The sequence below is a fragment of the Labilibaculum sp. DW002 genome (assembly GCF_029029525.1).
Taxonomy (GTDB): Bacteria; Bacteroidota; Bacteroidia; order Bacteroidales; family Marinifilaceae; genus Paralabilibaculum; species Paralabilibaculum antarcticum.
Map to the genome: position 1 here is coordinate 103,204 of NZ_JAKJSC010000005.1, position 25,455 is coordinate 128,658.

The following is a 25,455-nucleotide window of genomic DNA, read 5'->3' on the forward strand; positions in this document are numbered from 1 at the left end:
ATTTTAAATTACAATAAATACAAAAGATAAGCAAGTCTGAAATAGATATCGCAAGTTTTCGATCTATGATTTAATACAAATCAATAATTGGGATAGTATGAAAGTATTTATCTGAAATAACCGAGTTCGTTTAGTTGAAAATTTAATAGAGCTTTATAAAAATTAAAGAAGAAAAAGGGATAGGAATATAATATTGCCTATCTCTTAATCATTCTAATGGTGAGGTTTTTAGGTGTGGATACAAACTAATATTTCATTTAATAAATCAGGTTTATATTTGTTTACAAAGTCAAAATCTTTTCACCTTTTTTGATGTAATCTGTTAATGGTTCCCCCATATATTTCACATCCAAACCAAGTTGTACTAGAGTGTCGGTTACCCCATATCCATCGCTGCATGCAAGACAGGCTTCTATCGAAACACCTACTTTTAGCATCTTTTGAATTTCGTTTTGAATCTCAACATCTTCAGCTATTAATTTTGCAGAGCCACCCCAAACAATTACGTTGACTTGTTTCCACCAAGATTGAGTTAAGGCATTGGTTGAGTACATTGAAATCATATTTGTTACCGTTTCCTTATTGGTTGTTGTCCAAAGTATGTTTAGTTTGTCCATCTTGTTATTTTGTAATTTTAAACGACATGTTTATAGTTCTTTTTGTTCAAGCAAGTCAGCTAATACTTTTTTATATACATCTACAGATTGAGCTCCATTAAGTGTGCTCGATCGATTAAAAACAATTGTTGGTACAGAGGTAATGTCTGCATTTCTCCAAAAAGACTCTTGTCTTAGTGTTTTTTCACGAGCATCTACTTGATCAAGTTTAGCAATTGCATCATCAACATTTAAACCTGTTTTTAGAACTACCTCCGCTAATATTTGTCTATCAGAGACATCTTTTCCTTCACTAAAATACGATTCAAATAAACGCATTTTTAATTCGGTTTGCTTGCCAAATTCTTTTGCGTAATCAAGTAAAATATGCGCTTCTCTGGTATTAACAATTCTTTTCCCTTCGAAGAAATTAAATGTGAATTCAACTTCCTCTCCTAGATTTGCCATATTCGATTGCGAACGCTTCCAGTCTTCAGGAGAGCTACCATATTTGCGTTTTACATGATCTAGAATGTCTTCTCCTTCTTGTGGCATATCGGGATTCAATTCGAAAGGTTGCCATACAATCTCAACTTGATCTTGTATTCCCATTTCTGATATGGCTTGCTCCAATCGTCTGTACCCAATAATACACCACGGGCAAACCACATCTGAAATGATGTCTAGTTTTATTTTGTTGTTCATTTTATTTGTATTTTAATCATCAGTCCTAATTTATGGAGAATTCAAGCCAAATGTTCAAAACAAATTCATATTTGTTATATTTTGATTCTTTTTCCTGTCTAGTATTTCTGGAATGGCGATTATTGAGATTCTTTTTTTGAACTCTGAATTTTGTTAAATGATTCTCATATTTTCAGATGTTATTTTATTGCTTTTTCCATGCATACTTGTTGAATGGAGCATCAATTTGTGTTTCTGCAATATGATTTGTGTAGTTGCTAATTACCTTCTGTGATAAACCTAAAATAACTTCCAACACATGTCGTTGTTCGTATCCTGCAGAAAAGAAATCCTCTAATTCAGCCTCACTAACAGTTCCTCTTTTACGAACAAGGCCAAGAGTAAAAACGTGTAATGCCTGAAGTTTTTCAGTAGGCATTGCGGTTTCATTTCTTAATGCTTCGGTAATCGCATCATCAACTTTCATCATTTTAGCAATACCTGTATGTCCAGGAACACAATAAGTACATTCGTGTTCTACATTTATAGTTTGCCATACAACGGTTAATTCCTCTTTATTAAATGAAGAATTTTCGAACAATTTATGAAGTATCTGATATGCCTCAAGAGTACTTGGAGACTCGGCTAGTATTGCATGTAAGTTGGGTAGCATTCCAAATGCTTTTAGCGAATTTTCCAATAAAGGCTTACTGTTTTCTGGTGCTGATTCTACTGTGTGAATTTTAAATGTAGTCATGATTTTTTCTTTAATTTATTATAATTTTTTGATTGTTATCTTAATCTATGCAGTCGCTTAGATTAAGAATAAAAAAAATGTTTTAAATTTTCAAATGCGTTTTCGATGCAATCGCCTAAGGCTTGTTGTTCAAAATAACTAGTAGCCATAAAAAATCCTTGCATCGAAATCAATAAGTGTTTTCTTAATTAATAATTGATGCGACAAATCTAAACGTACGCTTAGTAATTTGCAAGTTTTAATTTCTAAAAAATGTTAAAACATTGTTTTTACCTCTTAAACGGAGAAAGTACGTTGAGAATTTATACTATAAAATTGCCTTGTATGTAGCTTTTGAAGCTTTTCGAATGCAATTGTTTTCAGGAATATTCTCCATAGTGTTACATTTTGTTGAAAGCTAAAGGAGTACGAGACATTGTAATAAATTAAAGAGGAACACAATTTTTTGTATTCCTCTCTTCACTGATGTAATTATTGTGGTGTAGTAGTTTTCTTAATTTAAGTAGTATTTAAATGTTTATCCATCTTCTTTTTCATGGTCATTAAAGGTGTAATATCTTCTAAAATAATGATGATATAATTTTCCTTTTTATAGGTAAACAATCGTGTTGAAAACTGTAAATCTTTATCTTCTTTTTTTCCGTCGTAATCGAAAAAAGGTTTGGTAATGTGTTCTCTGAAAATAGCTTCATTATTAACGTAAGAATGAAGAGCTGCTAATCTTAATTCACATGTGCGGCACATACTAGTAGTACCACATAGCTTCTGTTCTTCTATTTGATAAGCACATCCAATTACATCTCCACACTTTCGATACATTAAATTTTCATCTCTTTTATTAGAGAATATGCTTAGCATAGGATTGTTGTACGCTCTTAATTTTAGATCTTTATCTAAAAGCATAATGCATGAGCTAATATTATTGAGAATTAAATTTAGAAATTCACTGTCTTCACTCAAGACACTAAAGCGCTCATTGGTATGTGTTAAGTCAGTTTGCATTTTTTGTCAGCGAAATTATTTGATTCAAATAGGATTTGAATTGTTTTATCTAATTTATGTAATTTTATGATAATTTCAAAATATTATGGAAAGATAAAATCTATTGTGATTTATTTCACATAAAATCTGATTAATGGTATTTATGTAAGAGAATAGAGTGGATTTTTTTGTTCACTCATTGGCTTAGTAGAGTTGGAGTGAAATGCTTTTGAGACAAATGTTTTTGTATTGTCTCGAATTACAAGTGAATTAGAAATCGGAGTCTTTGCTTGTAAAGTTTTAACATGCTAAAGGAAGATTAATAGAATGTCATGGAAGGTGTTCCAGATGTAATTGCTGATTTAGTGTAATTCTTTTGATCTAAAATTGCAAGAAATAGAGTGATGATCCTCCGATTATAATCCAAGTGATAATTCCCAATAAAAAAGTATTACCACCCGTTTCCTTGATTTCAGAAACAGAAATACTTGAACCGATAAATAGTAAAGCAATGACCATTCCTTTTTTGCCTAACCACTTTAAATGTGCAAAACCTTCTTGCCATTGAGGGAACAGATGAGCAACTATAATTGCCAATACAAAGACTCCAATAAACCAAGGTATTTTTATTTTACCTGAGTCAGAGTTTTTATTGAAAATTGCGAATACAATTGAAACAGGAATGATCCAAAGTGCACGAGTTAATTTAACGGTAGTGGCAATTTCTAAAGCTTGCTCTCCATAGGCTGCTGATGCACCTACTACTGAGCTGGTATCGTGAATTGCGATTGCAGACCAAAAACCAAATGTTTCCTGACTCATTTCAAAATAATGACCAATAATAGGAAATAGCATTAGTGCGAGCGAATTAAGAACAAAAACAACTGCCATTGCGAACAAAACCTGTTTGTTTTTTGCATTAATTACTGGCGCAACTGCAGCTATTGCACTGCCACCGCATATGGCCGTTCCTGCAGCAATTAATATGGTGGTTGCTTTCTCAACCCTTAAAAGTTTACCCAATAGTAATCCAATACTAATGGTTGCAATTACCGAAACTGCAGTAAAACCAAAACCTGATTTTGATGCTTCCATTACCATGCTTAGATTCATGCCAAAACCCATTAGTACAATGGAAGCTTGCAATACTGAAGATGTGTGTTTGGTAAACCGATTGGTTTTAATTCCAAACATGGAAAAGAAGAGTCCCATAATTAAAGCAATCGCCGGTGAAAATCCTGGCACAAAGCAGAGAATAATCCCAATGAAGAATAGATAACTTGATTTTTTAGAGAATAGCTGCATTCGTTTTTGTTCTTTGTTTTGTAAAACAAAAATACAGCTAATTAATAGCTTGTGGAAATTGTAAAATGTTATTAATTATAGCTAAAAGTTATAGTGATTCAGAAAATCAATAAATAATCCAGGAATTTTTAATTCAGGTCCTTTACGCAATGCCATTCTTAATTTTCGATGAATATTCAATTCACTAACGTTTAGTTTACAAAGACTTTTTAGCTTTATTTCTTTCTCAATCGACTTTTCTGAGATCAAGGCAATACCATCAAAATTACAAAGGAAATTTTTAATGGCTTCGGTACTTCCCAAGTGAATTAGAATGTTTAATTTTTCCAGATCTATGTTTTGTTTGGCAAGGGCTTTCTGAATTACCTGAAGGCTTCCAGAGCCTTTTTCGCGAAGCACCAAAGGTATTTCCTGGATATCGCTTAATTTAATGTTTTTGCGTTTGGCATACACACTTTGTGTTCCTGTAACTACAACAATTTCATCATCCAAAAAATCCATGTATTTGATGTTCGAATTAGATTTTTCATTTTCCACCAAAGCCAAATCAATTTCATTATCGAGTAGTTTTTGCTCCATCTCAAAAGAATTACCGTTGAATAAATCCAATTTTATTTTTGGATAACGCCTATGAAAAGATGCAATAACCGATGGAATAAGGTATTGAGAAATGGTTGAGCTGGCACCAATCCGTAAAGAACCATTAAATGCCTCGCTTAATCTGCCCAGTTCGTAATCCAAATCACGGTATTGCTGTTTGATTTGTTTAAGGCTACGATACACCAATTTACCCGATTTAGTTAGGTAAACCTTGTTTCCTTTTCGTTCGAAAAGAGCAGTTTCTAATTTGCTTTCTAACTCCTTAATGTGTTTGGTAACTGCAGGTTGGCTTATGAATAGTTCTTCGGCTGCTTTTGAGAAATTAAGGTTTTCTGCTACTGCAATAAATACTTCATCACGATAATCCATATTTTATCCAATTAGTGTTGTTTTCAACCATTTCCAGGGAAATAGCATTGATACATTCTGCTGGTAAATTCGATATTCCTCTCCGTATTCGAGGACTAGTTTTTTTTCCTCCAGATAGCAACCAACAATCAGATAAATGCTAAATATTGCATTTACAATTAATGCACTTATATCTATATTTCTTGACCAAATAAATAAAAAAGTTGCCGTATACCAAGGATGACGAATGATGCTGAGTATTCCTGCAGTGCTTAAATTTCCATCATCAGACATTGTTTTATGATGTTCTGATTGCTGAATCTGGCGAAAGCCTAAAAAGGATAATAAATCGTATGATTTCGAACCTGCAAAAAACAGAAAAAAGCAGGTTAGTAAGATTAGTATACGGCCAATTTGAAAATATCCCGACCAGTCAAAAATCATTTCACTTTTTAATGAATAGGAAAACAAAATAAGTGGTAGAAATGTAATCAGAGAGAACAAATTGTAAAGTATCCGATAAGTTCGAAAGTGTTTACCCAATTTTGGTTCAATATATGCGAGAAAACGGTTGGAAATTAAACTGCTGTGAAAAATGCACCAGAGTACTAATAATAATGAGAGGAGAAGATGTTGTGTTGAAATCATCAGGTAAAAGTAAGAAATAGATTCTGTTTGAAAGAGAACTATTTCTTACTTTCTAAATGATATACATCGGAAAAAGGTCTTTTTATCAATTATCTCTAATTAAGGGAAATGTTGTAAGCTCCTTTAGTCAGAATCTTAGCTAGGTTTTGAGAACCTACAATTTCTGTAAATCCTTTAGATTCACTTCCAGTTTTTATTTTTTCTTTGCGCAGATAATAGTTTTGTCCGTCACTTTTATCAATTACAAAAACATATCGGTCGGGGCCTGATTTAAGAATTGCCTGACTCGGAAGTGCCTTTGCATCTTTTTCATTTGTAATAATTTCAGCTTCGATAAATGATCCATTGTATAATTTCCCTTTTGCCTCTTCTTCAATTTTAGCCAAACAGAGAATGGTTTTAGTTTTCGGATCGATTCCTTTTCCAATTGCACTTATATGTGCGGTATGTATTTTATCAGAATTACTTAGGGTTTTAAAATGTACAATCTGTCCTATTTTTAGCCGTTGAATATCCTTTTCGAATACCGAAATTTGAACTTGGAGCAGATTGGTATTCACAATTTCAAGTAAGGATTTTTGTTGTTCGGCGAATTCACCAAGAATCATATTGTAATTGGTAATAAAGCCATCTATTGGAGCTGTTAATGAAAGAGAAGAGTAAAAGTCGCCTTCTTTTATTTTATTTGTGTCGAGATGTAAAATCTTTAATTTCAACTCTAAACTTTCATATTTTGCTTTTGCTGATTTGTAGGTGCTTTCAGAGGAGTTAAGGTTTTTCTTGGCGCCAATTTTTTCGTTGTACAGCGCTTTGTTTCTTTCGTAAGCCGCCTTAATACTTGGAATGTGGGCTGAGATTTCCGCGAAATCTTGCTGAAGGGAAATCAATTCATTGGATTCAATTTGACACAACACTTGACCTTTTTTCACATAATCGCCAGTTGTGAAATGAATACTCTTTACAATACCTGAAATAGGTGTGCTTATATTGGCAATTCCATTTGGAGGTGCTGAAATGGATCCGTTGCAGGAGATTAAGTCCTCAAAGCAATGCGTAGTCGCCCTGCCAATTTCCATTTTTTCGGTTATGAATTGTTGCTTGGAAATCTGAATTAATTGTTCGCTCTCGTTAATGATGGGATTAATGGGAGGTGTTTTTGGCTTGCATGCAAAAAAACACATTGTTAATAGTATATTGGCGAGTAGGATATAGCTTTTCATGATATTAGGTTTTATTTATTAAGATAGTTGGCTTCAAGAGCAAGATTATTGTACCGAGCAAGATTATCGAGATAATTTAGGGTCAGATTTAATGCATTTTCAATGCTTACAACATACTGGAAAAAGTCCAGTTCACCCATTTGATATGATTTTTGAGCTATTCTTATGATTTCTTCACTCAATTTCCGACCTGAATCTTCATAGTTTTGGATGGATTCTTCAAATTTCATCAACTCTATTTGCAATTCTTCCTGTTTTGCTTCGCGATTAATTAGAAAATTACTTCGCATGTTTTGATTAATGTCTAAGGCAATTTTGTTGGCTTTTATTCGTGCTTTTTGTTCTCCGAAAAATAGTGGCACTGCTAATCCAATTTGAAAACCTTGGTAGGTTTGAGCCTTAGCATACTTATTGCTTCCTCTGTAATAGCCAAGTGAAATATCTGGAAGTAGCTTGTTTTTCTCTAATCCAAGCAAGGCATATTGTTGTTCGCGTTGTAGTTTCATAATTTGTAAATCGGAACTAGATTCAACGAGATTGTTCTCGATAGGAATTCTATTCAATTCCTGCAGTGGAATTGTAAATGCACTATCCTGTTGCAAAATAGCTTTCATTTTTTCATTGGCGATATCCAGATTGTGCTTCAGTTGTTGGATAACAGTAGCTATTTGTTGTTGTTTGGCCTTGGCATTTAATAAATCTATCTGACTGATGTCTCCTTTTTCAAATCTGATCTCAGCACTTTTTCTAAAATTAGTATATAAAGAGTCTATTTTGAAAAATACTTTTAGTTTGTGTTGCAGATAGAGGATTTGATTATATGCTTGAGATACACTTTTGGAAACCATCTGTTTTTGTCGGTAATAATTGGTTTCCGTAATTGATACATTTCTTTTATTCACCTTCAATTGTGCGCTGTAAACACTTGGGAAACTAAATGTTTGTTCTACACCAAAAATTTTGAGAGGATGACCATTTTCCGCAATGTTGTTTTGATCGTATTCGTAATAGAAATATGTTTTGTCTATAGAAAAAGCACTTGCTTTTAAGGCTTCACTTTGTTTTATGGCAAGTTTGAAAGCTTGAAGTTGCTTATTGTTATCCATTGCAATTTCAATTGCATTTTCAAGGCTCAATTCCTTCGTTTGTGCAGTTGCCGTAAGCGATAAAAAGGCAATGAGGATGCCGGTAATTGCAGATTTAGATCGGATGAATCGAAGTGGTCTCCATTGAATGCCGATGACATTATAAAAGATTTCAAATAGTAAAGGCAAGGCAATCATAGTTAGCATGGTAGATGTAATAAGACCTCCGATAACGACAGTTGCCAAAGGGCGTTGTACTTCAGCTCCAGCACCTGTCGAAATAGCCATTGGCAAGAATCCCATTGCCGCCGCCGCAGCTGTTAGCATTACCGGACGAAGTCGATCTTTTGTGCCAGTGAGTATCAATTCTCGCATACTGGTCATTCCTTTTTCTTGCAAATCTTTAAGATGTTCAATCAACACAATTCCATTTAAAACTGCAATGCCAAAAAGAGCTATAAAGCCTATTCCTGCAGATACACTAAAAGGCATACCTCTTATCCATAAAAAAAGAACACCACCAACGGTAGATAAGGGAACCGCGGTAAAGATTAGAGCTGCATCTTTAAACGACCCAAAAGCAAAGTGCAGGAAGATAAAGATCAGAAGTAAGGCAAGTGGAACAGCAAACAGTAAGCGCTTAGACGCATTCTGAAGATTTTCAAACTGACCGCCATAAACAATGTAATTTCCCGGTTCCAGTTTAATTGTACCCTCAATTCTACTTTGTATGTCTTCAACGACTGACTGTAAGTCACGATTTCTAACATTCACACTAACCGACATCATACGATGTGTGTTCTCACGGGATATTTTTGCAGGACCTTCCGAGAAAGAGATGTCGGCCAGTTCGTTCATAGGAATTTGATTTCCATTTGGGAGAGGAATCATTAATTGTTGAACATTTTCGATGTCCACCCGATTTTCTTTTTGAAGTCGAACGACTAGTTCGAAACGTTTTTCACCTTCGAAAACACTGCCACTAGATTCTCCTCCAAAAGCCATTGCCAAATAGGAGTTTAGCGTTTTCATATCCAAACCATAATGAGCTATTTTATTGCGTTTGTAGATTACGCTCATTTGCGGCAATCCTTCTGTTTTTTCTAAAATAATATCAGCCGCACCAGGCACATCTTCAATTAATTTCTTGATCTCACTGGCTTTTTCATTTAAATATGCCAAATCTTCACCAAACAGCTTGATGGCAATATCTTCACGAACTCCTGTCAATAGTTCATTAAATCGCATTTCGATAGGCTGAGTGAACTCATATTCAATGCCGGGAATAATCGATAGAGCTTCTTTAAATAGATCTGCCAGTTCTTCCTTATTTTTTGCGGACGTCCATTCATGTCGAGGATTTAGTTTTATAATCATATCAATTTCTTCCATCGACATTGGATCTGTTGGAACTTCGGCTGCTCCAATACGACAAACAATTTGATCTACCTCGGGAAAACTATCGATTAGGATGTTTTCCATTTGGGTGCAGATTTCAACGGTTTTTGACAGAGAAGTGCCTGTTTTTAGAACCGGTTGAATCACAAAATCACCTTCATCAAGTGTAGGAACAAATTCACCTCCCATTTTCGAGAACAAAACACCCGTAAAAATAAGTGCTGCCAGTGAGGCTCCTAAAACGAATCTCTTGTGACCGCAAGACCATTTCATAACGGGAATATACGATTGATAGGTTAAATTCATGATTTTATCCGCAATATTCCATTTGCCTTTTTTTTCAGGTTTTAAGAAGAGGGAAGAGGCAACAGGAAGCCAAGTAAAGCCTAATATCATAGCACCAATTATCGCAAAACTAAACGAAAGAGCCATTGGTCTAAACATTTTACCTTCCACTCCTTGTAGAGATAGAATTGGAATAAAAACGATGAGAATAATTATTTGCCCAAAAATGGCAGAATTCATCATTTTGGATGCTCCGGTAAAGGTGATTTTATCAATAAGGGTTTTCTTTTCTTCTTTGTTTGCTTGATTGAATTCATCAGTTTTCACATTGATCCGAATGGCAATGTATTCGACAATGATAACGGCTCCATCAATTATAATTCCAAAGTCGAGAGCTCCCAAGCTCATTAAATTAGCATCAATACCAAAAATGTACATCAAGGAAAGCGTGAAGAGAAGTGCCAAAGGAATCATTGAAGCAATAACCAATGCCGATCGTATATTTCCAAGTAATACAAAGACGATTAGCATTACAATCAAGCAACCCAAAACCAAATTTTCGACAACAGTAGTCGTGGTTTTGCCTATTAATTCACTTCGCTCTAATATTGGATTAATAAAAACACCTTCGGGCAGATTTTTCTGGATTTCAGCAACTCTATCCTTTACTTCATTAATCACCAATTTGGAGTTGGCATTTTTCAGCATCATGACTTGACCCAGAACTTTTTCTCCCTGACCGTTTGCCGTGATAGCTCCAAAACGATTGGCATATCCAAAATGAACCGTGGCAATATCTCTAACCAAAATGGGAATACCGCTGTTATTCTTAACCACAATATTTTCAATATCCTGAATGGACTTTACTTGCCCGTCGCCACGGATAAAGTAGGATTGATTGGTTTTTTCGATGTAGGCACCACCAGAAATGCTGTTGTTGTTTTGTAAAGCTTCAAAAACTTCCATCAAGTTAAGATCCATGGATCTTAATCGAGTTGGATCAATTGCGACCTCGTATTGCTTTAAAAATCCGCCCCAGCTGTTTACTTCAACTACTCCTGAAATTCCGGATAATTGTCTTCTAACAATCCAATCCTGAACAGTTCGTAAATCCATTGCAGAATATCGATTTTCAAATCCGGGTTTAACATCCAGTATGTATTGGTAAATTTCGCCTAATCCAGTGGTTATTGGTCCCATTTCTGGAGAACCAAACCCTTCAGGAATATTCGCTGATGCTGCCTTAATTTTTTCTGCAATTAGTTGGCGGGGAAGATAAGTGCCAATTTCATCATTAAATACAATGGTAACAACGGATAAGCCAAATTTCGAAATTGATCTAATTTCTTCAACTCCAGGAAGGTTTGCCATTTCCAACTCAACAGGAGCGGTAATGAATTGCTCTATTTCCTGTGTGGATAGATTTCCCGAAGTAGTAATTACCTGAACCTGATTGTTGGTAATGTCGGGAACAGCGCCAATTGGGATTTTTAAAATTGAGTAACATCCAAATAGAACAATAGAGAGCGTAAATAGAATTACAATAAGTTTATTTCGGATACTGAAATTGATGATCTTTTCTAACATTGACATTGGGCTTGTGATTGTTAGTAATAAATAATGATATTTAAATTTAAGGATTATTATATAAAATTTTGAGTTTAATTGAAATCAATTAAGAATATTCTCAATTTTTCGTTGATGAACTCTTCTAAATGAACCAAGCGAAAGAATTATTAATAATATTGAATGTTATGAAAATATAACATAAGGGTGAAATGATTTGTTTTTTGTTAAGTAAATCGATAAATTATGATTTGGTAGAAAAATCTGGTGATTCAATTAGATTTTAGACTAATAAGAGTTAAGTTAGTGTGAGTGGTGTAATAATTAATGTGAAAAATATTAATTTTTATTAAACGTATATTGTTTTCAGCACAAACAGGTTATGTGTATGCGTGTTTTTTTTGAATGAAATTTCTTGTGTTTATAGTATGAAAAAGTAACAAAAAAGGCATTCTGCCGTAAATTGGTTGTAGAATTTATATCTGAAAGGATTAGAATTAAATCGCTATTTAATTAAATCAGACTCATGCTTTCACTAGAAAGCAATTTAATATTCACTTATGAAGAAAATTTTAGTTGTTGACGACAAACCTTCCATGAGCCAATTAATGGTTCGATTTCTACAAAATTCATTTGATGTAACCACAAAAGAAGATGGTTTGCAAGCTATCAGTTGGTTACAATCTGGTAATATTCCTGATATTATTCTAACAGATCTTCAGATGCCCGTTATGGATGGGATAGAATTAATAAAACGAATAAAGGAAAGTGGTTATTTTAATGATATTCCAATCATTGTTTTAAGTAGTCAAGAGAGTAGTAATATTCGTGTTGAGTGTTTAAAGTTAGGTGCTGAGGATTACATTATGAAACCGTTTAATCCTGAAGAATTAATGATTAGAATCGAACGTTTGATTAAATAACAACATCATGGAAGTAGGGAGTAGACAATTGAATCTAATGTACATTGGGACTGACGATGCTGTCCTTAGCGATTTCAATCGACAGGATCTAAATATAAATTTAATACATCATGCAAATCCTTTAAAAGCATCCGATTGGATCGAGAAAAATGGATTGGTTGATGGTGTAATTAGTGAAATGGAATTGCCTGGTAGAAATGGATTGGATTATCATGATGTGTTTGTAGATAAATTCGACTCAAATCAGAAAATACCTTATATTCTTTTGGTGAAAGAGAAGAAGCCTGAAATTCTACAAAAAGCAATGCAGCAAAAAATTAGTGATGTATATGCTAAACCAATTGATGCTGAAAAATTGGCACATAGGGTGAATTTTTTGAAAGTTTTGCAAGTACATATGTCTTTCAATAAACAGGATAATGATAAAACTGTTAAAGTATATAAGACTCCCTTCTTTAAAAGATGTTTCGATATTTTCTTTGCCGGATTTGGCTTGTTATGTATTTCTCCCTTGTTACTTCTTTTCATTATTGCGATTCGACTAGAATCAAAAGGGAAGGTGTATTATATTTCGAAAAGGGTTGGGACTGGATATCGAATTTTCAATTTCTTAAAACTAAGATCGATGTATCCTGATGCTGATAAGAGATTAAAAGAACTAGAACATTTAAATCAGTATAGTAATGCTGAGGGTGAAGAAGAACAGTCTGACGAGATAATTAAAGAAAGCACTGAAAATCCAGGAGGAACCATTTTATTTGGTGATGAAGAGGAAGTTGAGGAAAGTGCTCACATACAAAGACAAAAACAAAAACAGGATAAAGCATTTGTGAAATTCGAAAATGATCCTCGTATTACAAAAGTAGGACAGATCATTAGAAAGTTGAGTATTGATGAGTTGCCTCAGTTAATTAATGTAATTAAAGGAGATATGTCTATTGTTGGTAATCGCCCTTTACCTTTGTATGAAGCAGAAATGCTAACAACAGATGAGTGGACAGATCGATTTAATGGCCCCGCAGGAATTACTGGTTTATGGCAAGTTGAAGCTAGAGGTAAATCTTCTAAAATGTCTCCAGAAGAGCGAAAAGGCCTTGATAATAAGTACGTCGAAATTGCTAACAGTAAATATTCATTTTGGAAAGATTTATGGATCATTTTACGTACGATTCCTGCAGTATTTCAAAAAGAAAATGTTTAAAAATTTATCTATGATTAGAAGAATTACACTTGTTTGTTTATTATTCTTAACATCTATCTTATCAACACTTTCACAGGAAGTTGAACAGGTTGTGAGTAAAGTTGTAGAGGGGAGTCATGTTAGTGATATGCTGATACCTCTAAGTGATATGCAACTCTTGGCTGTTCAAAACTCTCCTCTTTTAAAATTTTACAACGCGGATATCATTATCAGTGAATTAAAAATTAAGGCTGAGAAGAGAAATTGGATGACTACTTTAGGGTTTGAAGCAAGTGCTAAATATGGATTGTTTGATAACCTTTTAATTACGGAGGATTTAAATACAGAATCGACTACTTCATCTACCGAACAAACACGATATAGTGTAGGCTTAACTTTGAAAATTCCATTGAACACAGTTGCCGACCGTACCAATGTAAAACAAGCAAAGGCAGAACTAGAAAAATTTAGATATCAAAAGGAGAATAGTATAAAAGAACTCAGGCAATTGGTTATTGTTCAGTACAATAATGTATTGAAAAGTTATACTAGTGTTGAAGTGAGAAATAAATCTTTAGGAGTATTGAAAATGCACCTGAGTTCTGTCGAAAAAGATTTTGTAAATGGAAAAATCAACATAGCGGAATATTCTAGAGTCAATGATATTAAAATGAATGCAGAATTGGAATTTGAAAAAGTTAAAATTGAATTGTTAACCGCTATTCAAATTCTAAGTGAAATTGTAGGCAAGCCAGTTATCACCAAAAATTAGAACACTTTGAATATTATCTTCTTCATACGACTATTGCAAAAACACCTACTAGGACTAATTATTACTCCCATAGTAATGGTGTGCGTAGTATTCTTTTTAACGCAAGATCAACCCAAGTTATATGATTCTAGTACTAGGATTTATACTGGGATTGCTACCGGATCATCTATCGTATCGTTAGAGGAATCGAAGCTAGATTTGTTTGGGACAAGAATAGCTTTCGATAATTTAATTAACCTGGTTAGAACGAAGACTACAATTGAAGAGGTTTCTTTGCGCTTATTTACAAAGCATATGCTGTTGGATGGGCCAAAGTCAGATGTAATTCTTCCAGAACATTATAAGCTTTTAATGGAAACTGTACCAGAGAAAGTTAAGGCTTTAATCGTTCAAAATAATCCAGAGAAAACCTATCAAAATCTTTTAGAATACAAAAATACAGATCATACGAATTTCATTTATGAATTAATTCACTTAGGGCATAGACATTATAGTACTAAGGAGATTCTTAAAGAGATAAAGGTTGCTAGAGTGCAATCTAGTGACATGGTAAAAATTTCCTTTAATTCAGATGATCCTGGGGTTTGTGCAAATACCTTAGAATTAATTAATGAAGTATTTGTTAGAGTTTATTCAGATATAAAAGTAAACCAATCAGATGCTGTAGTTGGTTATTTTCAAAAGGAAATTGATAATGCAGAATCTAACTTGAACTATGCAGAGGAAGAGCTTGTAGAGTTTAATAAGAAATATAATATTATTAATTATTATGAGCAAACAAGACATATTGCTTCGGAAAAAGAACAGTTTGATTTAACGTATACCGAGATTCAGATGAAACACATGGCAGTGGTATCTGTTTTAAAGCTTCTTGAGAAAAAAATGACCAGAAATGAAAGACGAAGGGTGAATAGCAATGAAATGCTGGCTTTACGTGAGACTCTTTCAGATATCAAGCATCAAGTTTGGATGCTAACGAACTCTTCGCCAATTGAAGAGATTAAAACCGAAGCGAACTCGCTTAAATTGATTGAGTTAAAAAAGCAAGAAGCCGTTATTGAAGATAAATTGGGAGAATTAGTTGATGCCCAATATCGTTTTGATAATTCTAAAGAAGGAATTGCTGGTAATTCGATTTTAGAGCGATGGTTAGAGAAAATGATAGAGTTTGAATCTTCTAAAGCTCAATTAGAAGTTGGAAATGAGATCAAAAAAGATTTTGATAAACTATTTGAAAGTTACGCGCCTTTAGGAGCCACAATGAAACGACTGGAGCGAAAAATTAACGTTGCAGAGCAAAAGTATTTATCCTTGCTAGAAAGTTTAAATAAGGCAAAGCTTAAACAGCAAAATATCGAATTAAATTCGAATTTAAAGATTGTTACACCTCCATTTTTTCCTATCGAAGCAAGGGCTAGTAAAAGAAAATTCTTGATCATTATCGCATTCATGATTGGATTTGTTATACCTGCTTTTATCATTATCGTATTAGAGTTTATAGATACTAGTATCAAGACAGTTGCAAGAGCTGAGGATGCAATTGGTTATAAGGTTTTGGCTATGTTTCCAAACCTTCTTCATCCAAATAAAAATTTAGATGTCGATTTTGTGAAAAAGCGAACATTGGAAATCATGATTAGGAAGCTTTTACTGCTAAAATCAGCAGCAAGAGGTGATAATCAACCTGTTCAAATGACACTTTTTAGCAATCAAAAAGGGGAAGGGAAGAGCTTTGTTTTTGACTTGTTGGTGAATAAATTAAATGATCTAGGTTATAAGTGCTTGTATCTAACCCATAACAATATCGAACCAAAGGCATCGGATGTGCGAAAATCATATGAAATTACACCAATGTTTCATAGAGCCAAAACGATAAGTCAATTGGTTGGCTATGATATTAAGAAAGAGGATTATGATTATGTTTTTGTTGAAATTCCAGATGTGATGAAAAACACTTATCCTGTTGAATTGGTTGGAGAGTCAGATTATGCAATAATGATGGTTAGAGCAAACAGAGCTTGGTCTTCTGCAGATGTAAATTCATTAAATGATTTTAAATCAGTCGCAAAAAAAGACACAATCCAAATTCTATTAAATGGTGTTGAATTAACAGAAATGGAAAATATATTGGGTGATCTTCCAAAAAAACGATCATATTTTAGACGCTTTATCAAGAATGCATTGCGTTTAAGGTTTTATACGAAGACCAATATTTCTTAGTAAGCAGTTAACGATATTAATGTAAAAAGACTACTAAAAGCCTAACTTAATGAAGGTAAATCAATTAAAGGTTGGTGCAATATTATCCTATGTAGTAATGGGCTTAAGCAATGTCGTTGGATTGCTTTATACTCCTTACATGCTTCGTATGATGGGGCAAAGTGAGTATGGTCTATATTCATTGGTGGCATCGGTAGTTGCTTACCTTACAATTCTTGATTTGGGTTTTGGAAATACTATAATTAGATACACTGCTAAGTTTCGTTCCGAGGGAAAAACAGAAGAACAGTATTCCATGTTTGGAATGTTTATTCTTCTTTATGGTGCGATAGGTTTCATTGTTTTAGTGCTGGGAATGGTTTTGTATTTTAATATTGAATCGATATACGGTGGCACCTTAACAGCTGATGAATTGGATAAGGTCCATACATTGGTCTTGTTAATGGTTTTTAATCTGGTTTTTACTTTTCCAGTAAGTATTTTCGGTTCGATTGTAACGGCTTACGAGAAGTTTATTTTTCAAAAGGTTATACAGGTTGTTCGAATTATTTTGAATACGGGAATTATGATTGCCTTATTGGAAATGGGATATCGTGCGATTGGTATGGTTGTATTAATAACCATCTTTAATGTCACTACTCAGTTGGTTAATTTATGGTATTGTAAATATAAAATCAAAATTAAAATATACTTCAAAAAATTCGAGTGGAAATTTTTTAAAGAGCTTGCCGGTTATTCATTTTATATTTTTCTAGGAGCTATTATTAATCGTCTTTATTGGAGTTCGGGACAATTGGTTTTAGGAGCTAATGTAGGTACTGCAGCCGTTGCAATATTTGCTGTAGGAATCCAGTTAGAACAGATGTATATGGGCTTTTCAACTGCCATTTCGGGTGTTTTTCTGCCGAAAGTTACAGCAATGGTTAGTCAATCGAAATCAGATAAAGAAATATCCGACTTGTTTATACGAACAGGTAGAATTCAGTTCATTGTAATGTCTTTTATATTAGCTGGATTTATTCTCTTTGGGAAACAGTTTATTCACTTGTGGGCGGGTGCAAATTACGCGGATACTTACTTAATTACTTTGTTGTTTTTTATACCACTAACCATTCCATTAATTCAAAATTTGGGAATAATTATTTTAGAAGCACGCAACAGAATTAAGTTTCGAGCTTTAGTATATATCTGTATAGCTGCATTTAGTGTCGCATTGCAACTGATTCTTGTTGATACATATGGAGGTATTGGATGTGCTATTGCAATTTGTGCTGGATTGGTTCTTGGTCACCTTGTGGTTATGAATATCTATTATTATAAAAAGCAGGAAATTGATATTCCTAAATTTTGGAAAGAAATTGGGAAAATGTCTATTTCTCCATTGGTTATAGGGCTTCTTACTTATGTAATTTTACAAAGTATAGAACTTGATACCGTTGTTAGTCTTGCTTCTGGAATTATTTTGTTTGCAATAATTTACATTCCTGTTTTTTGGTTTACATCAATGAATCAGTACGAAAGAGATTTATTATACAAACCAGTAATGGGTGTTGTCTCACGCTTCAAATCTTTGAGATAGAATTAGAGGAATTAAAAGAAAATTAAAAAGACGCTATATGGCATCATTTAAAGAAAAAATAAAGAATCTGCTACCTCAAAAGTTGATGTACATGTATTATCTAAATACTGCCAAGAAGGCTAGTATGTACGATTTAAGAAGACGTGTACATGATAAGGTGTATAATGATTCACATATCGAAAAAGTGAAACGAGATTTAGCTCTTGCTTATCACATTGTTGAGAAAGGACTTACTATGCCTGAACCACGTCCAGGATTTGGTAAAGCGGTTGTGTTCAGTTTGATCGGTACTGTTGAGAAATATCAAAATCTGAATCTTCCACTTGAAGATATGGAGTTTGTACAATCAGTTTCCGTACTAAAAGAATATTTGGAATTCCATCAAGAAATCAATTTTAAGCTAGATGAAGCTTTAGAAAAAAAGCTAACGGATTTAAACGAGAAATTTAAAAATGTAGAAGGATTAAAACAGATAAAGATTACAAGGAAAGAATTTTTTGGAGATAAGAATAAGTCTTTTGATCAATTTTGTAAATCAAGGTATTCAGTTCGTAATTATACAAAAGAAGAAGTGCCTTTGCCATTGTTGTATGAATGTATTGATTTAGCTCAACGATCTCCTTCGTTTTGTAATCGTCAACCTAATAGAGTGCACATCGTAAAATCGAAGGAGCAGAAGGAAGGAATTTTAAACATTCAAAATGGCAATCGTGGTTTTGGACATTTGGCAGAAACCCTTTTGGTTATTACTTCTGTAGTATCAACAACTAAAGATATTCATGAGAGATTTGAAAATCATTTAAATGGTGGGTTGTTTAGTATGACTCTTCTAAATGCATTGCATTTTAATGAGATTGGAGCTTGCTCGCTAAATTGGAGTGTTTCTGATGATAAGGATATGAAATTGCGTGAGGTGATTGAAGTTCCTGAAAATGAGGTGGTATTGATGATCATTGCCTGTGGTTATCTGCCAGAGGAATTTGCGATAGCTTCATCGCCTAGAAAAACTGCAAGAGAAATAACTGTTGCGCATTAAATGAATTACAGCATCGGATATTGTATTACTTTAAGAATGGAATTATGAAAATTGGAATTATTACTTTACCCTTTAATTGGAATTATGGCGGAATTTTACAGACCTATGCTTTGCAATTAGCTTTAAAGAAATTAGGACATGATTCTTATACCATTAATAGAAATACAGAACCAATGTCTTTGAAATTAAAGATCTTGTCGTTTACAAGACGCGTAATTTTAAAAAATTTATTTGGAAAAGATGTTGTTGTTCGAACCTGGCCTACAAAACAGGAAGAAAAAGAAATTAGACAACATACGGATCGTTTTATAAATGAGAATATTCAATTAACAGAATTGCTAAATACCGAAGCTGATTTTAAAAACATAGCTTCTTATCAATTTAAAGCATACGTTACAGGTAGTGACCAAGTATGGCGACCTAAATATTCGCCAATAATGGAAAATCATTTTTTGAAATTTTTGGGTTCCGACAAAGAGACTAAGCGTGTTGCATACGCAGCATCTTTTGGTGTTGATAATTGGGAGTATTCACCAAGTCAGACTAAGAATTGTGCAAAATTGGCTCAGCAATTTAATGCGATTTCAGTTCGTGAAGATTCAGGTGTTGAATTGTGTAAAGATCAATTAGGTGTCAAAGCTACTGTATGTTTGGATCCTACGATGCTAATCGAGAAGGAAGAATATGTTAAGCTGGTAGAAAAGGATCAAATTCCTCAGTTGCCAGGTACACTTTTAAATTATATTTTGGATTTGACTCCAGATAAAAAGAAAATTCTTGATCAAGTAACCGACGAGTTAAATATTAAACCTGTTTCAATCATGCCAAAAGGTATTTTTCGAGAAATGGGTAAGCAGCGACTAAAAGATTGTATTTGTCCTCCTGTAACCAATTGGTTAAGAGGATTTATGGATGCGGAATTTGTTGTGACAGATTCATTTCATGGAACCGTTTTTTCAATCATTTTTAATAAGCCATTTATTGCAATTGGAAATGTAAAAAGGGGAGTAACTCGCTTTAGTTCACTTCTAAAAATACTCGGATTAGAGGATCGCTTGGTATTAAAATACGATGAAAGTATACTTGATAAAATCAAAACTCCGATTAATTATGAAGAAGTAAACAAGGTTTTGGTTGAGAAGAAAAAAGAAGCCTACGATTTTTTAGAAAGTTCATTAGCTAGTAATTAAACAGATTTACAATTAGAATGCTTTTGCAGATAAAAGAATTAAATGGATAACACTTTTGATAAAAAACATGGTCATGAGCTTCTAAAAAAGCCTCAATTTTTCTTCGGCATGCTGCTAATTATGTCGCTGCTAGGATATGTTGTGGCTAAGGGAGGTGTGGTTTCCGGTATCGGAATCTTGGCTATGCCTATTGTTATCAGTTATGTCTATCTTATTTTTGCAATTCCGAATACAGGAATAATAGGTATTTATATTTTAAATTTTGTTGCCATTGGAATTGTTCGATATGTGAAAGGAGTTCCACTGGGTTTAACTATCGATGCCCAGTTTCTATTGATATATCTTGCACTTTTTTTCAAGACTTTTTTCCACAAAATACCATGGGCTAATGCTAAAAATGATTTAGTCTTATTAGCAGCTATATGGTATGGCTATGCTTTGGTACAGTTAGTGAATCCTGAGGCTGCAAGTCGTATTGCCTGGTTTTATGCAATGCGATCTGTCTCTTTGTATATGCTTTTTACGGTTCCTTTAATTTTCATTCTTTTTCATAAAAAAAAGGATCTAGAATTACTCTTCAAAATTTGGGCTATTCTATCAATTTTAGCAACAATAAAAGGCATTGCCCAAAAGATGTTTGGAGTAGATGCTTTTGAACAAGCTTGGCTTGATGCGGGGAATGCAAGTACGCATCTTTTATTTGGCAAACTTAGGGTGTTTTCATTCTATTCTGATGCTGGTCAATTTGGAGCAGCTCAAGGACATGCTGGCGTTGTATTTATTCTGTTAGCACTAAGTCAGAAGCGATCTCGGCGATTAAAAATATTTTATATTATTGCAGGTGTACTTGGCTTGTATGGTTTAATGATATCGGGAACAAGAGGAGCAATTGCTGTTCCTGTAATGGGCTTTGCATTGTATACCGTTTTGCAGAAAAAAACAAAGCTGGTTCTTATGGGGGCAATAATGGGAATTAGTGTTTTGGTTTTTTTTAAATACACCACCATTGCACAAGGAAATCCTACGGTACGAAGAATGCGTACAGCATTCGATCCTAATAATCCATCGCTTCAGGTTCGCCTAGCAAACCAAAGAAAACTAAAATCATATTTGGCTTCTAGACCGCTTGGAGGAGGTATTGGTTCTGCTGGAAATTGGGGCCTAAGATTTACACCACATACATTTTTAGCAAATACAGCAACGGATAGCTGGTATGTTATGATTTGGGCAGAGCAGGGCGTTATTGGCCTTTGGTTGCACCTGTTTATTTTGTTTTATATTCTAACCAAATCGGTTTATATGATCATGTTTAAATTAAAAGATGAGGAAATAAAAGGAATGCTAAGTCCTCTGGTCTGTGGATTTTTTGGAATTATGGCAGCCTCTTATGGCAATGGAGTGCTAGGGCAAATGCCAACAGGATTGCTAATTTATTCGAGTATGGGTTATCTCTTTTTAGGTACGAAATTAGAAAAAGAGAATTTGGCAATCAAGGCAAAAGAACAACTTGAATTAGCGCAATGCAACAAGTAAAAAAGAACTACTAGATTATTATATATAAATGATTTTATGAATATTTCGGGAAAGTGTTTTATTGATTAATTGACTGTTAGTTATTTAAATGTCATCCCGAAAAATAAACTAAAGCATATGGAATACAGGAATATATCAGATTTAAATCAGACCATACTTAAAAGGTTAGATGTGCTACCGCGCGATTTTGATTTAATAGTTGGCATCCCTAGAAGTGGCATGCTTCCTGCAAATTTATTAGCGCTTTACCTTAATAAACCTTATACGGATATTGATTCATTTTTAAATGGTCATATATATAAAGCTGGAGAACGAGGACAGTTTTTCGATATCAAAGAATTTAAAAAAGTTCTTGTTGTTGATGATAGCATTGCGTCAGGTTCAGCAATGAAGAAAAGTCAGAAAAGGCTGGAAGAAGTAGCGGAAAATTTCGATTTAAAATACTGTGCTATTTATGTTGTTCCAGGAAAAGAAAAATTGGTCGATTATTATTTTGAATCAGTGGCTTTGCCTAGATATTTTCAATGGAATGTATTTAATCATACCACGCTTGAAAAGGCTTGTTTTGATATTGATGGTGTACTTTGTGTGGATCCAACAGAAGAGCAAAATGATGATGGAGAAATATATACAGATTTTGTATTGAATGCTCCGCCATTGTATATTCCTGGTGCTAAAATTGGAACCATTGTAACATCACGTCTCGAGAAATATAGAAAAGAAACCGAGATTTGGTTGGACAAACACAATGTGAAGTACAACAAGCTTGTTATGCTCGACCTTCCAAATAAAGAGGCACGACAAAAAGCAAATAGTCATGGACAACACAAGGCTAAAACATATGCTTCTGAACCCTACGTTTTAATGATTGAAAGTGATTTGGGTCAATCAATAGAAATAAATCGCCTGACCAAAAAACCAGTTTTGTGTACTGCAAATTTTGAAATGATTTTTGATTCGCAATCACTTAAGTACAATATTAAAAGTGGGAAGTATTTTCCTTTCTTAAGAAAAATTGCTTTAAAAGTCAGGGATAAAATACGTAACAATTAAACCTGATAAAGGATAATAAAAGGTAGAGCTATTGACACTAAATTGGATAAGGATGAGTAACAAAAAAAATATTGTTTGTGTATCAAATACTACATGGGAAGGTTTTTATACTAAATCAACAGTGCAATTGGTTTCCTTACTTGCGAAATCTAATAATCTGCTCTTTGTAGAATATCCTTTTACCATTAAAGATTTGATTTTTACCTTAATGGGAAAGGGAAGAGCTCCTGTTGCTAGAATGTTAGGTCTAAAAAGCCGCTTGGTTAAAAAGAATTCTACATTTAACACAGAAGTAAATCATTTGGTTTTACCTCCTCTGCTTCCATTTGCATTTTTTAAAAATGAGAAGTTATATCAGTTCTTTTTAAATCTCAATAGCTTTTTTTATGCAAGATCTATTAAAAGAGCTTTGCGAAAACTAAATATGACAAAGCCTGTTTCCGTAAATGCCTACAATGCCATTTATGGTAATGCATTGCTTAATAAAATCGGTGAAAAACTCAATATTTACTATTGCTATGATGGACCAGATGTGAGAAGATATGGTGACAGAGCCATTGTTTCAGATCATTCCTTTGCCGAAAATGTGGATGGTGTAATTACAACGTCTGATTTTTTAGCCGAGTCTATGAATCATCTTAATCCTCAAACGAAGGTGGTTAAGAATGGAGTAGATTTTCAAGTATTTAATAAATCAGCAAAAAGTTCTTTAAGAGGAGCCGTAAAAAAGAAAGTTGGATACATTGGAAGTCTTGATCATCGCTTTGACCTAGAAACCGTAGAATATACAATTCAGCAATTGGCTGATTATGAATTCGAGTTTGTAGGTGATTTAATGAATAAGAAAATTCATGAGGTATTGGCTCATTATCCTAATGTTACTTTTTTACCACCGGTTAAACCTCACGAAGTTCCTGATCTTTTAAAGGATTGTGATGTTGGTTTGATTCCTTATTTGTGCACCGAATACACAAAAAATATTTATCCATTAAAGATTAATGAATATTTATCGGTTGGGGTTCCTGTAGTTCTTACCTCTTTTGCTCACCTACCTGAATTTGATGGGGTAGCTAATTTTACGACTACTAAAGAAGCATTTTGTGAGGCGATTAAATCTGAGATTGAGTTGGATACGGAAGCTAAAATTAAGGAGAGAATAGAATATGCTAAAGGAACTTCTTGGGAAAGTAGAGCGGTAGATTTCGAGAAAATTATAGATGGTTTTCTAATAGAATCAAACAAGAATAACTGATTTCCGTAGGAGATATTTAATATCAAAGACAACTATTATGGACGTACTATTCATCATTTTATATTTAATTGAACTAGTAATTTATATTTACTTGGGAGTGGCTGCAGTATATGTGTTTATTTTTGCCTTGGCAGGAATATTTCCGCATAAGCAAAAGCAAGCTAAAAGTACAAAACAACGGAAATTTGCAGTGCTTATTCCAGGCTATAAAGAAGATGCAGTGATTGTGGATGTTGCTAAAGATGCATTGAAGCAAGATTATCCTCAAGACTCGTATGAGGTAATCGTAATTGCCGATTCTTTTAGTGCAGATACGTTGAAGAAATTGAGAGAATTAGCCATTCGTGTTGTAGAGGTATCATTTGAAGTAAGTACAAAATCGAAAGCATTAAACAAAGCCATGGCAACCATAGGTGACAATTACGATGTCGCATTAGTTCTTGATGCGGATAACTTAATGGCGCCAGATTTCATTACCAAAATAAATACTGCATTTGATAATGGATTCTCTGTTGTTCAGGGACACAGGGCTGCAAAGAATTTAAACAATTCATTTGCAATATTAGATGCAATTAGTGAAGAGGTAAATAATCATATTTTTAGAAAAGGTCATCGAGTTCTTGGTTTTTCATCAGCTTTAATTGGTTCGGGAATGGCATTTGATTATGGCTTTTTTAAGGAGACGATGAGTCAGGTAAAAGCTGTTGGAGGCTTCGATAAAGAACTTGAACTTAAATTGCTAAAGAGTGGTGAAAAGATAGAATACGTGCACGATGCTTTGGTATTGGATGAAAAAGTTCAAAAGTCAGAAGTCTTTGCAAATCAGAGAAAAAGATGGTTGTCAGCTCAATTTGTATATTTTGCGCGTTACTTTTTCCCAGGTTTGTATCATCTATTTTTCAAAGGAAATTTTGACTTTTTCGACAAAGTATACCAAATGGTTTCACCTCCACGGATACTCTTGTTGGGTTTGGTAGGTATTCTTACGGCAGTATATACTGCATTGTGGTTCCTGATTCCAAATTTTGAATTTGTAAAATTGTCAATTATCGACTGGTTACCGGTATTTGTTTTGGTTGTAGCGGCCTTTTTGTTGAGTATTCCTCGAAAATTTTACAATGCAAAAACGTTGGTTGCAGTATTAACCTTACCAAAAGCATTCTTTTTAATGTTTATATCCCTTTTTAAATTAAAAGGAGCAAATAAGAAATTTATCCATACAGAACATGGTGTTGAAAACTAAA

Annotated in this window: 20 protein-coding genes; 11 read left to right on the forward strand and 9 right to left on the reverse strand. The window is 33.7% G+C overall.

Annotated elements, in window-relative coordinates:
• Window positions 1-281: 281 nt before the first annotated feature.
• From L3049_RS16815 to L3049_RS16855, 9 genes are all read right to left on the reverse strand, one after another.
• Window positions 282-617 (reverse strand): DsrE family protein, encoded by a 336-nt coding sequence (locus tag L3049_RS16815; protein WP_275110982.1) that lies wholly within the window; start codon window positions 615-617, stop codon window positions 282-284.
• Window positions 618-647: 30 nt separating this feature from the next.
• The gene (locus tag L3049_RS16820; RefSeq protein ID WP_275110983.1) at window positions 648-1,301 is read right to left on the reverse strand and encodes a DsbA family oxidoreductase; all 654 of its coding nucleotides are present in this window, start codon (window positions 1,299-1,301) and stop codon (window positions 648-650) included.
• A 184-nt stretch (window positions 1,302-1,485) separates the two neighbouring features.
• A complete protein-coding gene (locus L3049_RS16825; protein WP_275110984.1) occupies window positions 1,486-2,037 on the reverse strand; it encodes a carboxymuconolactone decarboxylase family protein in 552 nt (183 codons plus the stop codon).
• A gap of 498 nt (window positions 2,038-2,535) precedes the next feature.
• Window positions 2,536-3,039, reverse strand: a complete 504-nt coding sequence (locus L3049_RS16830) for a nitrogen regulation protein NR(II) (RefSeq protein WP_275110985.1) — start codon at window positions 3,037-3,039, stop codon at window positions 2,536-2,538.
• A gap of 360 nt (window positions 3,040-3,399) precedes the next feature.
• Entirely contained in the window at window positions 3,400-4,263 is an 864-nt protein-coding gene (locus tag L3049_RS16835) for a YeiH family protein (protein WP_275110986.1), read from the reverse strand.
• 141 nt (window positions 4,264-4,404) lie between these two features.
• Window positions 4,405-5,292 carry a LysR family transcriptional regulator gene (locus L3049_RS16840; RefSeq protein ID WP_275110987.1) on the reverse strand — a complete coding sequence of 296 codons (888 nt, stop codon included), beginning with the start codon at window positions 5,290-5,292 and terminating at the stop codon, window positions 4,405-4,407.
• 3 nt (window positions 5,293-5,295) lie between these two features.
• Entirely contained in the window at window positions 5,296-5,919 is a 624-nt protein-coding gene (locus L3049_RS16845) for a methyltransferase family protein (RefSeq protein ID WP_275110988.1), read from the reverse strand.
• Between the two features lie 95 nt (window positions 5,920-6,014).
• Window positions 6,015-7,139 carry an efflux RND transporter periplasmic adaptor subunit gene (locus L3049_RS16850; RefSeq protein WP_275110989.1) on the reverse strand — a complete coding sequence of 375 codons (1,125 nt, stop codon included), beginning with the start codon at window positions 7,137-7,139 and terminating at the stop codon, window positions 6,015-6,017.
• A gap of 11 nt (window positions 7,140-7,150) precedes the next feature.
• A complete protein-coding gene (locus L3049_RS16855; protein ID WP_275110990.1) occupies window positions 7,151-11,500 on the reverse strand; it encodes a CusA/CzcA family heavy metal efflux RND transporter in 4,350 nt (1,449 codons plus the stop codon).
• Between the two features lie 533 nt (window positions 11,501-12,033).
• On the opposite strand from L3049_RS16855, the gene L3049_RS16860 reads away from it, so the two are divergent.
• The 11 genes from L3049_RS16860 (at window position 12,034) to L3049_RS16910 (ending at window position 25,454) form a co-directional block, all read left to right on the forward strand.
• A complete protein-coding gene (locus L3049_RS16860) occupies window positions 12,034-12,396 on the forward strand; it encodes a response regulator (protein ID WP_275110991.1) in 363 nt (120 codons plus the stop codon).
• Between the two features lie 7 nt (window positions 12,397-12,403).
• Complete coding sequence (locus tag L3049_RS16865; RefSeq protein WP_275110992.1) at window positions 12,404-13,597, forward strand: sugar transferase; 1,194 nt, start codon at window positions 12,404-12,406, stop codon at window positions 13,595-13,597.
• A 10-nt stretch (window positions 13,598-13,607) separates the two neighbouring features.
• Window positions 13,608-14,348: a TolC family protein gene (locus tag L3049_RS16870; protein WP_275110993.1), complete on the forward strand. Its 741-nt coding sequence runs from the start codon at window positions 13,608-13,610 to the stop codon at window positions 14,346-14,348.
• A gap of 75 nt (window positions 14,349-14,423) precedes the next feature.
• Window positions 14,424-16,568, forward strand: a complete 2,145-nt coding sequence (locus tag L3049_RS16875) for a GumC family protein (protein WP_275110994.1) — start codon at window positions 14,424-14,426, stop codon at window positions 16,566-16,568.
• A 49-nt stretch (window positions 16,569-16,617) separates the two neighbouring features.
• Entirely contained in the window at window positions 16,618-18,147 is a 1,530-nt protein-coding gene (locus tag L3049_RS16880) for a lipopolysaccharide biosynthesis protein (RefSeq protein WP_275110995.1), read from the forward strand.
• A gap of 37 nt (window positions 18,148-18,184) precedes the next feature.
• Window positions 18,185-19,183 (forward strand): nitroreductase family protein, encoded by a 999-nt coding sequence (locus tag L3049_RS16885; protein WP_275110996.1) that lies wholly within the window; start codon window positions 18,185-18,187, stop codon window positions 19,181-19,183.
• Window positions 19,184-19,227: 44 nt separating this feature from the next.
• Entirely contained in the window at window positions 19,228-20,373 is a 1,146-nt protein-coding gene (locus tag L3049_RS16890; protein WP_275110997.1) for a polysaccharide pyruvyl transferase family protein, read from the forward strand.
• Between the two features lie 42 nt (window positions 20,374-20,415).
• The gene (locus L3049_RS16895) at window positions 20,416-21,906 is read left to right on the forward strand and encodes an O-antigen ligase family protein (RefSeq protein ID WP_275110998.1); all 1,491 of its coding nucleotides are present in this window, start codon (window positions 20,416-20,418) and stop codon (window positions 21,904-21,906) included.
• 117 nt (window positions 21,907-22,023) lie between these two features.
• Window positions 22,024-22,959, forward strand: a complete 936-nt coding sequence (locus tag L3049_RS16900; protein WP_275110999.1) for a phosphoribosyltransferase family protein — start codon at window positions 22,024-22,026, stop codon at window positions 22,957-22,959.
• Window positions 22,960-23,011: 52 nt separating this feature from the next.
• Window positions 23,012-24,211, forward strand: coding sequence for a glycosyltransferase (locus L3049_RS16905; protein ID WP_275111000.1), 1,200 nt, complete (start codon window positions 23,012-23,014; stop codon window positions 24,209-24,211).
• A 37-nt stretch (window positions 24,212-24,248) separates the two neighbouring features.
• On the forward strand, window positions 24,249-25,454 hold the full coding sequence (locus tag L3049_RS16910) for a glycosyltransferase family 2 protein (protein ID WP_275111001.1): 1,206 nt from the start codon (window positions 24,249-24,251) through the stop codon (window positions 25,452-25,454).
• Window position 25,455: the final 1 nt, after the last annotated feature.